The sequence below is a fragment of the Mycobacterium sp. genome, from assembly GCF_035640695.1.
Lineage (GTDB): Bacteria > Actinomycetota > Actinomycetes > Mycobacteriales > Mycobacteriaceae > Mycobacterium.
Map to the genome: position 1 here is coordinate 1 of NZ_DASQVQ010000076.1, position 13,019 is coordinate 13,019.

The 13,019-nt window shown below is 66.9% G+C and carries 14 protein-coding genes and 2 pseudogenes; 6 read left to right on the forward strand and 10 right to left on the reverse strand.

Annotated features, from left to right (window positions below):
* The 5 genes from VE759_RS09455 to VE759_RS09475 form a co-directional block, all read right to left on the reverse strand.
* Nucleotides 1-503 (reverse strand): ABC transporter permease (locus VE759_RS09455; protein WP_324930846.1); only part of this gene is annotated, 503 nt, incomplete at its 3' end.
* A complete protein-coding gene (locus tag VE759_RS09460; protein WP_324930849.1) occupies nt 493-1,311 on the reverse strand; it encodes an ATP-binding cassette domain-containing protein in 819 nt (272 codons plus the stop codon). The genes VE759_RS09455 and VE759_RS09460, both read right to left, overlap by 11 nt.
* Nucleotides 1,308-1,769 (reverse strand): MarR family winged helix-turn-helix transcriptional regulator, encoded by a 462-nt coding sequence (locus tag VE759_RS09465; protein ID WP_324930852.1) that lies wholly within the window; start codon nt 1,767-1,769, stop codon nt 1,308-1,310. Before VE759_RS09465 ends, VE759_RS09460 begins: the two co-directional genes overlap by 4 nt.
* 124 nt (nt 1,770-1,893) lie before the next feature.
* Nucleotides 1,894-2,883 carry an RNA polymerase subunit sigma-70 gene (locus VE759_RS09470; protein WP_324930854.1) on the reverse strand — a complete coding sequence of 330 codons (990 nt, stop codon included), beginning with the start codon at nt 2,881-2,883 and terminating at the stop codon, nt 1,894-1,896.
* On the reverse strand, nt 2,856-3,266 hold the full coding sequence (locus tag VE759_RS09475) for a PPOX class F420-dependent oxidoreductase (protein ID WP_324930856.1): 411 nt from the start codon (nt 3,264-3,266) through the stop codon (nt 2,856-2,858). Before VE759_RS09475 ends, VE759_RS09470 begins: the two co-directional genes overlap by 28 nt.
* A gap of 91 nt (nt 3,267-3,357) precedes the next feature.
* On the opposite strand from VE759_RS09475, the gene VE759_RS09480 reads away from it, so the two are divergent.
* Nucleotides 3,358-4,965 carry a GAF domain-containing sensor histidine kinase gene (locus VE759_RS09480; RefSeq protein ID WP_324930859.1) on the forward strand — a complete coding sequence of 536 codons (1,608 nt, stop codon included), beginning with the start codon at nt 3,358-3,360 and terminating at the stop codon, nt 4,963-4,965.
* Between the two features lie 6 nt (nt 4,966-4,971).
* Here the strand turns inward: VE759_RS09480 and VE759_RS09485 are convergent, their stop codons facing one another.
* The 3 genes from VE759_RS09485 to VE759_RS09495 all read right to left on the reverse strand — a co-directional run bounded on the left by VE759_RS09485 (nt 4,972) and on the right by VE759_RS09495 (nt 7,612).
* Nucleotides 4,972-5,853, reverse strand: coding sequence for an LLM class flavin-dependent oxidoreductase (locus VE759_RS09485; protein ID WP_324930925.1), 882 nt, complete (start codon nt 5,851-5,853; stop codon nt 4,972-4,974).
* Nucleotides 5,854-5,855: 2 nt separating this feature from the next.
* A complete protein-coding gene (locus VE759_RS09490; protein WP_324930862.1) occupies nt 5,856-6,884 on the reverse strand; it encodes a nitronate monooxygenase in 1,029 nt (342 codons plus the stop codon).
* 200 nt (nt 6,885-7,084) lie between these two features.
* On the reverse strand, nt 7,085-7,612 hold the full coding sequence (locus VE759_RS09495) for a GNAT family N-acetyltransferase (RefSeq protein ID WP_324930865.1): 528 nt from the start codon (nt 7,610-7,612) through the stop codon (nt 7,085-7,087).
* Nucleotides 7,613-7,762: 150 nt separating this feature from the next.
* Here VE759_RS09495 and VE759_RS09500 point away from each other — a divergent pair, with 150 nt between their 5' ends.
* Both VE759_RS09500 and VE759_RS09505 read left to right on the forward strand, forming a co-directional pair.
* Nucleotides 7,763-8,152: a VOC family protein gene (locus VE759_RS09500; RefSeq protein ID WP_324930868.1), complete on the forward strand. Its 390-nt coding sequence runs from the start codon at nt 7,763-7,765 to the stop codon at nt 8,150-8,152.
* Nucleotides 8,153-8,179: 27 nt separating this feature from the next.
* A pseudogene (locus VE759_RS09505) lies at nt 8,180-8,453 on the forward strand (PaaI family thioesterase).
* Between the two features lie 3 nt (nt 8,454-8,456).
* On the opposite strand, the gene VE759_RS09510 reads toward VE759_RS09505, so the two are convergent.
* Together VE759_RS09510 and VE759_RS09515 are read right to left on the reverse strand one after the other, a co-directional pair.
* Complete coding sequence (locus VE759_RS09510) at nt 8,457-8,906, reverse strand: SRPBCC family protein (RefSeq protein ID WP_324930928.1); 450 nt, start codon at nt 8,904-8,906, stop codon at nt 8,457-8,459.
* Nucleotides 8,907-8,908: 2 nt separating this feature from the next.
* Nucleotides 8,909-9,016: pseudogene (locus VE759_RS09515) on the reverse strand (carbonic anhydrase); the annotation flags it as partial.
* Nucleotides 9,017-9,272: 256 nt separating this feature from the next.
* On the opposite strand from VE759_RS09515, the gene VE759_RS09520 reads away from it, so the two are divergent.
* The 3 genes from VE759_RS09520 to VE759_RS09530 are packed head-to-tail and all read left to right on the forward strand — an operon-like array spanning nt 9,273 to nt 13,014.
* On the forward strand, nt 9,273-10,250 hold the full coding sequence (locus VE759_RS09520) for an ABC transporter permease (RefSeq protein WP_324930871.1): 978 nt from the start codon (nt 9,273-9,275) through the stop codon (nt 10,248-10,250).
* 26 nt (nt 10,251-10,276) lie between these two features.
* Nucleotides 10,277-11,173 carry an ABC transporter permease gene (locus VE759_RS09525; RefSeq protein WP_324930931.1) on the forward strand — a complete coding sequence of 299 codons (897 nt, stop codon included), beginning with the start codon at nt 10,277-10,279 and terminating at the stop codon, nt 11,171-11,173.
* On the forward strand, nt 11,170-13,014 hold the full coding sequence (locus VE759_RS09530; protein ID WP_324930874.1) for an ABC transporter ATP-binding protein: 1,845 nt from the start codon (nt 11,170-11,172) through the stop codon (nt 13,012-13,014). The genes VE759_RS09525 and VE759_RS09530 overlap by 4 nt, the downstream gene beginning before the upstream one ends.
* The last annotated feature ends 5 nt before the right edge of the window (nt 13,015-13,019 follow it).

Consider the following 13,019-nt stretch of genomic DNA (forward strand, 5'->3'; position numbering starts at 1 on the left):
ACGACAACACCCATCGCGGCCAGGATTCGCAGCGGATTCACCGTCATCTGCACGCCCGTCAAATACGCCAGCGCGATGACGCCGATCACTTGCGCCACCGATCGCACACCGGCCGCGAACGACTTGCCCGTGATCAGCGCCGATGCGGGTGCAGGCGTCACCATCAGCTTGGCTAGTACCCCGGCGTCGCGATCCCAGATGATCTGAATGCCGTAGAAGATCGAGATGAACAACGCCGACTGCGCGATGATGCCCGGCGCCAGGAACGCCAGATACGGAACATGGCCGGTGTCGATAACGCGCAGCCGGGAGAACGTCGTTCCAAATATCAGCAGCCACAGCGCCGGCTGCACCATGCGGGTGACGAGCTCGGCGCGATCGTGGCGCAACTTCTGCAGCTCGACCAACGAAAACGTGCCGACCTGTAGCACCAAGCCGCGCAGCCGCCGCCAGCCGCGTGGCGCGCGAACGATCCTGGACTCGGCCGCGTGCTCAACTGACACGACGCACCGTCCTTCGCGTCGAACGGATTTCGCGCAGGCCGGTACCTGAGGTGTCGCCGCCGAGTTCGGATCCCGCGTGATGCCGGAACACGTCCTCAAGCGTCGCATCGGGCGCCACCGCCGCCTTCAATTCCGCGGGCGACCCGACAGCCCGCAGCGTGCCGTGGTGCAGCAGCGCGACCCGGTCACACAGTGCGTCGGCCTCCTCCATGTAGTGGGTGGTCAGCAGCACCGTCATCCCGAACTCGTCCTGCATCCGCCGCACATGCAACCACACACCGTCGCGCGCAATCGGATCCAGGCCCACGGTCGGTTCGTCCAGTATTAGTAAGGACGGTCGGTTGACGAGCGCCTGGGCCAGTTCCAGCCGCCGCACCATGCCTCCGGAGTACGTACTGGCCAGTCCGTCGGCGACGTCGATCAACTTCATCGCACCGAGGGCCTCCTCGACACGATCATTCCGCTCGGCGCGCGGCACATCGTAGAGCCGCGCGAACCACTCCACATTCTGTCTGCCGGTTAGCGCCGGCTCGATCGAAAGCTGCTGGGGCACATAGCCGATGTTGTAGCGGATATCCATGGTGTGCCGACGGGTGTCGAGGCCGAATACGAACACCTCGCCGTACTGAACCGGTGTCAGCGTGGTCAGCACGCGCACGACTGTGGTCTTGCCTGCTCCGTTTGGCCCGAGCAGGCCGACGGTCTCGCCGGCGCCGACCTGCAGGGTCAGGTCGTCGACCGCAACAAACTGGCCATAACGATGGGTCAGGTGTCGACAATCGATGGCCAGTTCGCTGAGCGCGCTCATGTTGTCCTTTCGTGAAGCCTCTGGGTCACTACGGCCATGACCCGCAAACCGCCCGTCAACGCGTCGAGCTCGCCGTCGTCCAGTTCTTCGAGCACACCCGACAACGCCGCCCGCCGTGCGGCATGCGACGCATCGGCAATCCGCTGTGCCGGATGGGTCAGTCGCAGCCGCGCGACCCGGCGGTCGTCTGTGTCGACAGCGCGGACCACCAGGCCGTCCGCGGCCAGCTTGGATACCAATGTCGACGCGGTGTTCGGCATCAGCCCCAGTTCGTCCGCGGCTTCCCGGATCGAGATACCCGGTCGCCGGGCGACTAACCGCAGCAGCTCGCCCTGGGCCTCCGTCAACCCGGCCATGTCGAAGCCGCCGCCCGTCGATCGGCGCAGCTGACGGCGAAATCGACCGACCACGGCAAACAGCTCGGATACGACGTCGGCGCGGGTCTCCACCACCCCCATAATAGCTCTGTGACAGAGCTATCTGAGCCGACGACACCCAGATGATGACGACACTCGCGATGACGACACCCGCGATAACGACACCCCGCGATGTGTCCGTGGCCGGCGGCGGCCGCCGCTACCGTCAGGCCGCGACGGATTCCGGTAAACCGAACGCGGTAACCAAGCCCGGATCGCCGAAAACGACGATCCGGGTGATGCCGGCCAGGGTGACCGTCAGCACGGCGATGCCGAATGCGTGCAGGCCGCCGTCGTCGGCGCGACGATAGGCCGCCACCGCCGGTTGCCCGTTCGCGGCAATTGCGACCATGCGCCAGTCTCCGCGGGATCCCAGTACCTGGCTCGCCAGGTATGGCACACAGCTGACGACGCCGTCGAACCATGTGCGGGAGCCGACCATTTCCAGTGCGGCGTCGTGCCGCAACGCTCGCTGCAACATTGCGGTGTCGGCGTTTTCGAAGGCGGCGATGTACTGGTCGACAAGTTCGCGAGCGCGCGGTTCGGTCGGTTCGGTGATCTCGTCGGGCGTCGGTGCCGCGTCCCTGATGTTGGCACGCGCCCGCTGCAACGCGCTCTTGACGGCAGACACGCTGATCCCGAGCATGTCGGCCACGTCCGTGGCACGAAACGCCAAAACATCTCGCAGCAGCAGCACCGCGCGTTGTTGTGATGGCAGATACTGCAGGCTGGCTAGCAGCGCGAGCCGCAGGCTCTCGCGCGAAGTGACGACCGCCTCCGGATCTCCGTAGGCCGACTCCACCAGGGCGTCCGGAATAGGTTGCAGCCAACTGACATTTGATTCCGCCGCGACAGGCTCGGCGTGCGGATCATCGCTGGGACCTCCGAGCCCGGATGGCAACATCCGCCGGTTGCCGTGCTGCAGAGCGGTCACGCAGACGTTGGTCGCGATGCGATGAAGCCAAGTGCGCACCGACGACCTGTTCTCGAAGCCGCCGTAGGACCGCCACGCGCGCAGGTAGGTTTCCTGCACGGTGTCTTCGGCATCTTGGACAGAGCCGAGCATGCGGTAGCAATGCGCTAGCAGTTCCCGCCGGAACGGCTCGGTGTCGCGGGCGAAGTCTGTGTTCAAGCGCTCGGCGCTGCCGGTGGCCATTGGTAGAGCCTCTCGGGGGTGATTCGAACAATCAACCGTTCGGCGTCCGGCTCGGGCGGCGGTGTCGCACCGCCCATGTATCTGTCGTACATCTCATGCAGCAGTCGTTTCTCCGGGTCGTCGGTGATGTCGACGGTGCCGCGGATCTCGACGTAACGGCCCGTCGTGGGGTTCACCACCAGCAGGCTCACCCGAGGATCGCGGAGCATGTTGCGAGTCTTCAGGCGGCCCTTGATCGTGCTGAACACCACCGCGTTGCCGTCCCGCTTGACGAAAATCACCGACGACTGCGGCCGCCCATTGGCGTTGGACGTCGCGAGGATCGAAACGTGCGGTCCGTCGAGCACCTCGTGTGCCACATCGTTGAGCTTGATCGGTTCCATGGCTATATGGACCGCGCGCCGGCCGGAAAGGAATCGGGCCGACGAGGTCGGTGTTAACTCAGCAAGACGACCGAATCACAATTAGAGGTGCATGCGCGACGAATCGAGGTCAACGGATTCCTCCGGCCACCCGGTCGATGCCGAATCGGGGCGGCCGGCTGTACGCGCACGGCTGCTCTCGCTGTTGGTGCACCCCACCGCACCGCCGCTGAGCCTCGGCGTCGCGGTCGCCGCCATTTTGATCGCCGCAGAAACGGTGTTGGTCCACGTCCTCCAGCAGGTTGGCCCGGGTAACACCTTCGGCGCCGTCTTCCTGCTCGGCATCCTGATCATCTCGGCCGGATGGGGGTTCGGGCTGGCGTTGTTGACCACGCTGGCGAGCGCCGCCGTCTACATGTATTCCCACCTCGGGACCGGCGGCGGGCTGCTGCCGACACGCCCGCAGGCTTCGGTGGCGATACTCGTCTTCCTGCCGATCGCGCTGCTGGCCAACGCGCTGGTGGGCCAGGCCCGCCTGCGCGCAGCCGAAGCGGACCAACGCCGACGCGAGGCGAGCCGGGCGGCTGCCCAAGTCAGCGTGCTCGCTCAGCAGCAGGCCGCGTTACGTCATATAGCCACCCTGGTGGCGCGAGGGGTTTCCGCCACGGAGGTGTTCACGGCAGTCGCTGACGAAATGGCCGAGGCGTTGGGTGTGCACAACGCGGGTCTGTTCCGTTACGAGCCCGACGGCTCTGCGGTTCTCGTGGCGGCCCACGACGAAGCGGGATCGCCGAGGATGCCGGTCGGCACGGTACTTCCGCTCGAGGGCGACAATGTCGCGGGGTTGGTGTTTCGCACCGGCAGCCCCGCCCGGATCGAAAGCCACCAGGACGCGGCGGGGCCGGCCGCAGAACGGGTGCGAGCATTGGGGCTTCGCTCCGGCGTCGGAGCGCCGATCGTCGTCGGGGGGCGGCTGTGGGGCGTGGCGATCGTTGGATCGTCGCAACCCGAACCACCTCCAGCCGACACCGAGGCGCGCGTCGCCGACTTCGCCGATCTCGTTGGGATCGCCATCGCGAACGCCACCGCGCGCGCCGAGTTGACGGCGTCTCGCGCCCGGATCGTCGCGGCGGCCGATGGCGCGCGGCGCCGCATCGAACGCGACCTTCACGACGGCGCGCAGCAGCGGCTGGTGTCGCTGGGGTTGCAGTTGCGGTCGGCGGAGGTCGCGGTGCCGGCGGACCAAGACGCGCTCAAGAAGCAGATTTCCGACATCGCGATGGGGCTGGTCGGGGTCTCCGAGGAGCTGCAAGAGATTTCGCGTGGCATCCATCCGGCAAACCTGTCCAGGGGCGGACTTGGTCCGGCCCTCAGGACACTCGCCGGTCGCTCACCGGTTCCGGTCGAACTCACTGTCGACGTCAAACGACGGTTGCCCGAATCCGTCGAAGTCGCCACGTATTACGTGGTGTCCGAATCACTAACGAACGCCGCCAAACATTCACAAGCGTCGACGGTGACGGTGAGCGTGGCCGCCTGCGATGAGACCGTCCGCCTCTCGGTCAGCGACGACGGAATCGGCGGCGCCGACCTCCGCAAGGGATCCGGGCTGATCGGTTTAAAGGACCGCGTCCAGGCGCTCGGCGGGCATATCGCGATCACGAGCCACCCGGGAGATGGCACCACGTTAGTTGCCGAGATTCCGTTCGAACTTCGATGAAACGCGTCAGGCATGGTCGGCGACCACGCCGGCGGCCCGGCGCAGCTGGCTGACGTCCGAACTCGTCGGGATGAGCTGCACCTCGTCGGTTCCGATGTCGGCGAACTTCTTCAGAGTGTCACGAAGCTCACCCTCACCGCCGGCCCAGCCGGTGGCGGGCGCCATCACGTCGACGTAATCGGTTGGGACCCAATTCATGTAATGCCGCAGATGCCGGTGAATCTGAGCGCGAGCGTCCGCCTCGTCCCCGATCGCGAACCAGAACGACGTGGTCAGGTGCGGCTTCCGCCTGCCGGCTTCGGCCCATGCGGCCCGCGCGACCTCGAACAGACTGTGCACCTTCGCCACATCCAAGTCCAGGGTCGTGCCGGCCAGGCCGTCGGCCCACGCCGCCGCGCTGCGCACCGTGCGCGGCCCCATTGTGCCGACGAGCAGCTCGGGGCCGCCCGCTTGCACCGGTCGCGGCCCGACGGGACGGATCGACTCCGTCACCTTCTCGCCCGCCCAGACGCGTCTCATGACCGCGACCCGCTCGGCCATACCGCGCATCGTCTGGGCCTGGGTGTCGGCGCCCACGGCGTGATAGTCCTCGGCACGACCGCCGACCCCGAGGCCGACGGTGAGTCGGCCGCCGCTGAGCACGTCGCCGGTCGCGAGACCCTTGGCGAGCATTACCGGGTCATGCAACTGCGGCACAATCACCGTGGTGACCAACCGAACCCGGTGCGTCCACGCCGCGAGCGCACCCAGCAGCGTCAGGGTGTCGGGGTTGTCGAACGCTATCCGCTCGCCGAGACACAGCGACGAGAACGGCCCGTCGTCGATGTCCCGCGCCCAGGCTTGTAGCGTCGCCGCATCGAGGTCCGGCTCCATCACCGGCATTGTCATGCCTACGTGCACGACGCCAGCTCCCCCATGATCTCGGCGACCGGGGCGGCCTTGGCCTTCTGAAATCCGGTGCCGGCCCACACGTTCGTCGCATGCGGGTCGCCCGCCCGCACCGAGGCCGCCCGGACGGGACTGGTCAGGTAGTGAATCTCGGGATAACCGAACGGTGCCTCGGGCTCGTGCTCATCGATGAAGCGATTTCGCAGCCCGCGCGCATAACGGCCGGAAAACGCCCGCGTCACAACGGTTTCGGTGAACTGCGCGTCCTGCAACGCAGCCCGGTGCACCGGGCTGCTTCCGGCCTCGTCCGCCAGCAGGAACGCGGTGCCGAGTTGAGCGGCCACGGCGCCGGCCTGCAGGACGCGTCGGACGTCGTCGGGCGTGATGAGGCCGCCCGCCGCGGCGACAGGAACATCGACGCGCGACAGCACCGCGCCGAGCAACTCGGGCAACGGTTCGGTCGCGGGCCGCGCCGTGGGGTCGAATGTGCCGCGATGCCCGCCCGCTCCCGGGCCCTGTGCCGCCAGCGCGTCCACACCGCGCGCCACCGCCGTCTGCGCCTCGTCGATGCTTGTCACGGTGCCCACGGTCGTGATCCCGGCGTCCCGCAGCCGCGCGCACTCCTCCGTCGTCGGCAACCCGAACGTGAACGACACCACCTCGGGCCGCAGGTCGAGCAGGACGTCGAGCTTCGCCGACCACTCATCGTCGGTGTAGCGCGGCTGCCCGAGCCGCACGCCGTAATGTTGCGCCTCGGCAGCCAGTGCAGCCGCATAGCCTTCGATACCATCTCGCGTGGCCGCACTGGGCTGCGGCACAAAGAGATTCGCCCCAAGCGGGCCCGATGTCAGCTTCCTTGCGGCGACGATCCGGTCCGCGAACGCCTCGGCCGCCAGGTAGCCGGCCGCCACGAATCCCAGGCCACCGGTGTTGGTTCCGGCGGCCGCCAGCTCCGGCGTCGACGGCCCGCCCGCCATCGGCGCGACGATCACCGGCACAGCAAGATCCCGTAGATCGAACCTCGTCGGCATCGTCGCCTCCTCGCCGGCCGTCCTACGCCAGCCCGTTCAACCCTTGGTATCACGGGGAACCGGATAATCTCACGGCACGAGACCAAGGCCACACCGATGGCGCGGCAGCCCCGCATGCTCTCTTCAAAGCGACGACTATGAGCGGTTCGTGGGGCGTCGGAGCCGACATTGCCGGCCCTTCCGGTGCGGCCCGGGTTCTGCTAGCGCATGGCCTTCGCGAACAGCAGCGAGTCCTGCGGCTCCGTGCTGAGGTTCGGGTACATGCCGTAGCGCACCAGCCGCCCTTCCAGCGACAGGCCGCTGCGCTGCAGCAGCCGCACCGATCGTGCGTTGTCGACATGGCACACCGCCCACACCCGGAACACCCTGGGGTCGCGTTGCAGCTCGGTCAGCAACAGCCGCAGCACCTCGGACATGATTCCGCGGCCCCACCATTCGCGGGCAAGGCAGTAGCCCAGCTCCACCGCATGGCTGACCCGCCGCACACCGCACAGCCCCACCGCCTCACCGGTCTGACGCAGTTCGATAAGCCATGTCTGCTCGTCGCCGACGTTGAACAGCTCGGTGATCACGCGGCGAGTCTCGCCGACATCCGAGTGCGGCATCCACGACAGGTATCGGGTCACTTCCGGATCGGATGCGATGCACGCGAACAAAGCCTCGGCGTCATCGAGCCGAGGCGGTCGCAGCAGTACGCGGTCCCAGATCAGGATGTCGCCGCCGGCCATTTCCTCATCCTGCAACGTGCTTCCCCGGTCGCTGCGCCCCGCCCCAGGCAGTTGCCACGGATCGATTGAAACTGGTTGACTGGCAACAGCGTCGCGTGCCGGTGACGGGCCGCGTCAGGCATGGAGGCGCCGACGTACAGGGGGTCTTCGATGACCATCACGTTCAACCACACGATCGTCGCCGCCCGCGACAAGAAACAGTCGGCAACATTCCTCACCGAGTTGTTCGATCTCCCGAGCCCTGCACCGTTCGCCCACTTCCTGACGGTGAGGCTGCCCAACGGCGTCGACCTCGACTACGCCGAGACGCCGGCCGGTGACGAGATCCGCCCACAGCATTACGCGTTTTTGGTGTCAGAAGAAGAGTTCGACGACATCTACGGGCGCATCCAGTCGTGGGGGCTCGACCACTGGGCCGATCCCGGCGCGACCCGCCCGGGCGAGATCAACCACAATGACGGCGGCCGCGGCGTTTACTTCTGTGATCCGGCCGGGCACTACCTGGAGATCCTCACGCGCCCATACGGGTCGGGCGGCTGATCACGGCTCAACCGACATACTGGGCGCATGTCGACCTGCACCGAAGCGCCCAAGGACGGCCGCGACGTCATCGCCCGGTTCCTGCCCGCGTCCCCGTTCGTCAAGAAGCTGGGCATCGTCGCCGACGTTCTCGAGCCGGACAACGTGCGGTTGCGGCTGCTCGCCCGCCCGCTCGACCGATCTCATCGGGGTCGGGCGTGTGTTGCGTCGCGGCAGGTCACTTGTCAACTGCGAGGCCGAAATACTGCTGTCGAACGGCGATCTCGTCGCGAAGGCGATTGCCACATACAAGCTCGGCTGACGCCTACGGCAGCCTGTGTTGGCGCTCCGCCTCTTTCGCCAGCGCCCGCGCCGCGCCGGTCATGGCCAGGGTCATCAGTGCCTCGAGCAGTTTGCCGACAACCGGGATTCGCGACCGGAACGTGGCCTCCCACCTGATCAGCGACCCCCCGGGACGCTCATCGATGTGCACGTCGGCCCGGTAGTCGTCGAGAGGAAGCCCAGACAACAGGGTGTAGCCCTGATGGTGCGGCGGATCGGCGACGACGATCCTTTCCCGCGCCGTCACCCCGGGTGCGCCGAACCGCCTGATCGCGCCGTCGCCTGCGCCGCCTGCGGGACCCTCAACATCCCAGGCGGCGCGGCGCACGCCCGGCATCCACGTCGGCCAGCGCTCGACATCCGCGAACACGCCATAGACCAGCGCCGGCGGCGCCGCACAGCCCCGTTCGATCCGATACGACAGCTCCTTCATGGCACGCACGCCACCACCGCGACATGCTTGCTCGGCGGCAACGGCAGCGGTCCCTTGAAGTCGCTTGCATACGCCGCATTGTTGGCCAGATATTCGTCGGTCACACTCATTGGGACCTCCTCGTACTGGTGGGTGCCGATGCTATCAACGGCCACTTCGAGATGGGCCGGTCACGATCACGACCATTCGTGAAAACGCACAAACCCCAGGCCCAGACCGGGGGCTACTCGCCCGCCGCCAGCGGTCGTAACGGCACCCATCCGACAGCAAGTTCACAGTTTATACACAGCTACCGGCCGCACGGCCGTTGACTAGCCGTCCAATCTCCTACTCTGAGCGCATGCAGCACGGACACGGCAGCCGCCGATGACGCGCTTCCTGGTGCGCCGGCTACTCAATTATCTCGTGTTGCTGGTGCTGGCGTCGTTTCTGACCTTCGGCCTCACCTCGGTGGCCTTCCACCCGCTAGAAAGCCTGTTGCAGCGCAGCCCGCGGCCCCCACAGGCCGCGATCGACGCCAAGGCCAGGGAGCTCGATCTGAACGAACCGGTTCCACTGCGCTACGGCCATTGGGTGGCCGGCGCGGTCAAGGGAGACTTCGGCACCACGATCACCGGACAGCCGGTGTCGCAGGAGCTGTGGCGCCGTATCGGGGTCAGCTTGCGACTGCTGGTGATCGGGTCCGTGGTCGGCACGGTGATCGGCGTGGTGGTCGGTGCGTGGGGTGCGATCAGGCAGTACCGCGTGTCCGACCGCTTGATTACGGTGCTGTCGCTACTGCTGTTGAGTGCCCCGAGTTTCGTCATCGCGAGCCTGATGATTCTCGTTGCACTGCGGGTGAATTCTTTTTTGGGCGTCGAGCTTTTCGAGTACACCGGCGAGACGTCACCCAATGTGACGGGTGGGTGGTGGAGCCAATTCGTCGACCGCCTGCAGCATTTGGTGTTGCCGACCATCGCACTGGCAGCAATCGGCATTGCGGGTTTCAGCCGCTATCAACGCAATGCCATGCTCGACGTGCTGGGTCAGGACTTCATCCGCACCGCTCGCGCGAAGGGCTTGACTCGGCGGAAAGCGCTGTTCAAACACGGATTACGCACCGCACTGATTCCGATGGCGACCCTGTTCGCCTACGGTGTCAGCGGACTGGTCACCGGGGCGGTGTTCATTGAGAAGATCTTCGGCTGGCATGGCATGGGTGAGTGGGTGGTTCAGGGCATCGCGACGCAGGACACCAACATCGTCGCCGCAATCACCGTGTTCACCGGCGCGACTGTGCTGCTCGCCGGCCTACTGTCCGATGTGATCTACGCCGCCCTTGACCCCCGGGTGCGGGTGTCGTGACCGCCGCTCCAGAAACAACCGCCACCGTGCGGGCCGGTCTCGACGCCGCGAAGTTCGTATCGCGACGCCACCTGGTGTTGCGCCGATTCCTCCGCAATAAACCCGCGGTGACCTCTCTGGTCCTGTTGGTGTCGTTGTTCATCGCCTGCTATACGTTGCCGCCGGTGCTGCCGTACAGCTACACCGACCTCGACTACACCGCACTGCTGCAGCCGCCGACCGTCGACCACTGGTTCGGCACCAACTCACTGGGCCAAGACCTATTGGCCCAGACCCTGCGTGGCATGCAGAAGTCGATGCTGATCGGCGTCTGCGTCGCGCTGATCTCCACGGTGATCGCCGCCACTGTCGGCTCGACCGCCGGGTATTTCGGCGGCTGGCGTGACCGCGCGCTGATGTGGGTCGTCGACCTGCTGCTTGTGGTCCCGAGCTTCATCCTGATTGCGATCGTCACGCCGCGCACCAAACAATCCGGCAGCATTTTCTGGCTGATTGTGTTGCTGGCCGGATTCAGCTGGATGATCAGCTCACGCATCGTGCGCGGCATGACGATGAGCCTTCGCGAACGCGAATTCGTCGCGGCCGCGAGGTATATGGGCGTAAGCAGCTGGCAGATCATCGCCCGCCACGTCGTGCCGAACGTCGCGTCGATCCTGATCATCGACACCGCGTTGAACGTCGGCGTGGCGATCCTGGCCGAAACCGGGTTGAGCTTCTTGGGTTTCGGCGTACAGCCCCCCGACGTGTCGCTGGGCACACTGATCGCCGACGGCACCCCATCGGTGACGACGTTCCCGTGGGTGTTTCTGTTTCCGGCCGGAGTGCTGATCGCCATCGTGCTGTGCGCCAACCTGGTTGGCGACGGGCTGCGCGACGCGCTCGATCCCGGCAGCCGGGCGCTGCGGCGGAGGCAGCGCAAGTGAGCGAGCTGCTCGAGGTCGCCGACCTTCGGGTGACGTTCACGACCGACGCCGAGCGGGTCTCCGCCGTGCGCGGCATGAGCTTTTCGGTCGACCCGGGGGAGGTCGTCGCGCTGGTCGGCGAGTCGGGATCCGGGAAGTCGGCCAGCGCCATGGCAATCGTCGGCTTGCTGCCCGAGTACGCCGAGGTATCCGGATCGGTGCGACTGCACGGCGCCGAACTGCTCAGGTTGGCCGACGGGCCGATGTCGCGCATTCGCGGCAAGACCATCGGCACCGTGTTTCAGGATCCGATGTCGGCGCTTACTCCCGTGTACACCGTCGGCGACCAGATCGCCGAGGCCATCGAGGTGCACAGCCGCGATGTTGGCCGGCGGGCTGCGCGGCAGCGCGCGGTGGAACTGCTCGAGCTGGTCGGCATCGCGCAACCCCAGCGAAGGGCCCGCGCGTTTCCGCACGAGCTGTCCGGCGGCGAGCGTCAGCGCGTGGTCATCGCGATCGCGATCGCCAACGACCCGGACCTGCTGATCTGCGACGAGCCCACCACCGCGCTGGATGTCACTGTGCAGGCCCAGATTCTTGAGGTGCTCAAGACCGCGCGCGACGTCACCGGCGCAGGCGTGCTGATCATCACCCACGACCTCGGCGTGGTCGCGGAGTTCGCCGACCGGGCGCTGGTGATGTACGCCGGCCGGGCGGTCGAGACGGCAGAAGTGGACGTGCTGTACCGGGATCGGCGGATGCCGTACACGGTGGGCCTGCTGGGCTCGGTGCCGCGGCTGGACGCGCCGCAGGGCGCTCGACTTGTTCCGATCCCCGGCGCTCCCCCGTCGCTGGCGACCCTGGAGCCCGACATCTGCCCATTCGTGCCCCGCTGCCCGCTCGCCATTGATGCGTGCCGCGACGGGGAACCGGAACTGATTCCCGTCGGCACTGCCCATACCGCCGCCTGCATCCGCACCGACGAGGTCACCGGGCGCAGCGCGTCGGAGATCTACGGCGTCTCGACGCAGCCCCGTCCGGCCCAACCTCGAGTAGGCGAGCCGCCCGTGGTGGTGCGGGTGCGGGATCTGGTCAAGACCTTCCCGCTCACCAGGGGCGTGGTGCTGCGCCGCCACGTCGGCGAGGTGCGCGCGGTCGACGGCGTCAGCTTCGAGCTACCGCAGGGCCGCACGCTGGGCATTGTGGGCGAATCGGGATCGGGCAAGTCAACCACGTTGCATCAGATCCTCGACCTGGCGGCGCCGCAATCCGGTCAGATCGAGGTGCTCGGCGAGGACGTCGCGACGCTTGACAAGCGGCGTCGCCGCGCGTTGCGAGGTGACCTGCAGGTGGTGTTCCAAGACCCGGTCGCGTCGCTGGACCCGCGGCTGCCGGTATTCGATGTGCTGGCTGAACCCCTGCGCGCCAACGGCTTCGACAAGCGCCGCGCCGACGAGCGGGTGGCCGAGCTGCTGGACATCGTCGGGCTGCGCCGCGCCGACGCGAGCCGCTATCCCGCCGAGTTCTCCGGCGGCCAGAAGCAGCGCATCGGGATCGCGCGGGCGCTGGCGCTGCAGCCGAAGATCCTCGCCCTCGATGAGCCCGTCTCGGCCCTCGACGTGTCGATCCAGGCCGGCATCATCAACCTGCTGCTGGACCTGCAGGACCGGTTCGAGCTGTCCTATTTGTTCGTCTCGCACGATTTGTCGGTGGTCAAACACCTGGCCCACCGGGTGGCCGTGATGCACAACGGCGTGATCGTCGAGCAGGGCGACGCGCAGCAGGTATTCGCGTCGCCACAGGACCAATACACGCGACGGCTGCTCGCGGCGGTGCCACAGCCGAAGCCGAACCGCAATTAAAGTCG

Coding starts and splice junctions, on each gene's coding strand:
- VE759_RS09460 (WP_324930849.1), bottom strand. CDS start 1,311: ATGAGCGCGCTCAGCGAACTGGCCATCGATTGTCGACACCTGACCCAT.
- VE759_RS09465 (WP_324930852.1), bottom strand. CDS start 1,769: ATGGGGGTGGTGGAGACCCGCGCCGACGTCGTATCCGAGCTGTTTGCC.
- VE759_RS09470 (WP_324930854.1), bottom strand. CDS start 2,883: ATGGCCACCGGCAGCGCCGAGCGCTTGAACACAGACTTCGCCCGCGAC.
- VE759_RS09475 (WP_324930856.1), bottom strand. CDS start 3,266: ATGGAACCGATCAAGCTCAACGATGTGGCACACGAGGTGCTCGACGGA.
- VE759_RS09480 (WP_324930859.1), top strand. CDS start 3,358: ATGCGCGACGAATCGAGGTCAACGGATTCCTCCGGCCACCCGGTCGAT.
- VE759_RS09485 (WP_324930925.1), bottom strand. CDS start 5,853: ATGACAATGCCGGTGATGGAGCCGGACCTCGATGCGGCGACGCTACAA.
- VE759_RS09490 (WP_324930862.1), bottom strand. CDS start 6,884: ATGCCGACGAGGTTCGATCTACGGGATCTTGCTGTGCCGGTGATCGTC.
- VE759_RS09495 (WP_324930865.1), bottom strand. CDS start 7,612: ATGGCCGGCGGCGACATCCTGATCTGGGACCGCGTACTGCTGCGACCG.
- VE759_RS09500 (WP_324930868.1), top strand. CDS start 7,763: ATGACCATCACGTTCAACCACACGATCGTCGCCGCCCGCGACAAGAAA.
- VE759_RS09510 (WP_324930928.1), bottom strand. CDS start 8,906: ATGAAGGAGCTGTCGTATCGGATCGAACGGGGCTGTGCGGCGCCGCCG.
- VE759_RS09520 (WP_324930871.1), top strand. CDS start 9,273: ATGACGCGCTTCCTGGTGCGCCGGCTACTCAATTATCTCGTGTTGCTG.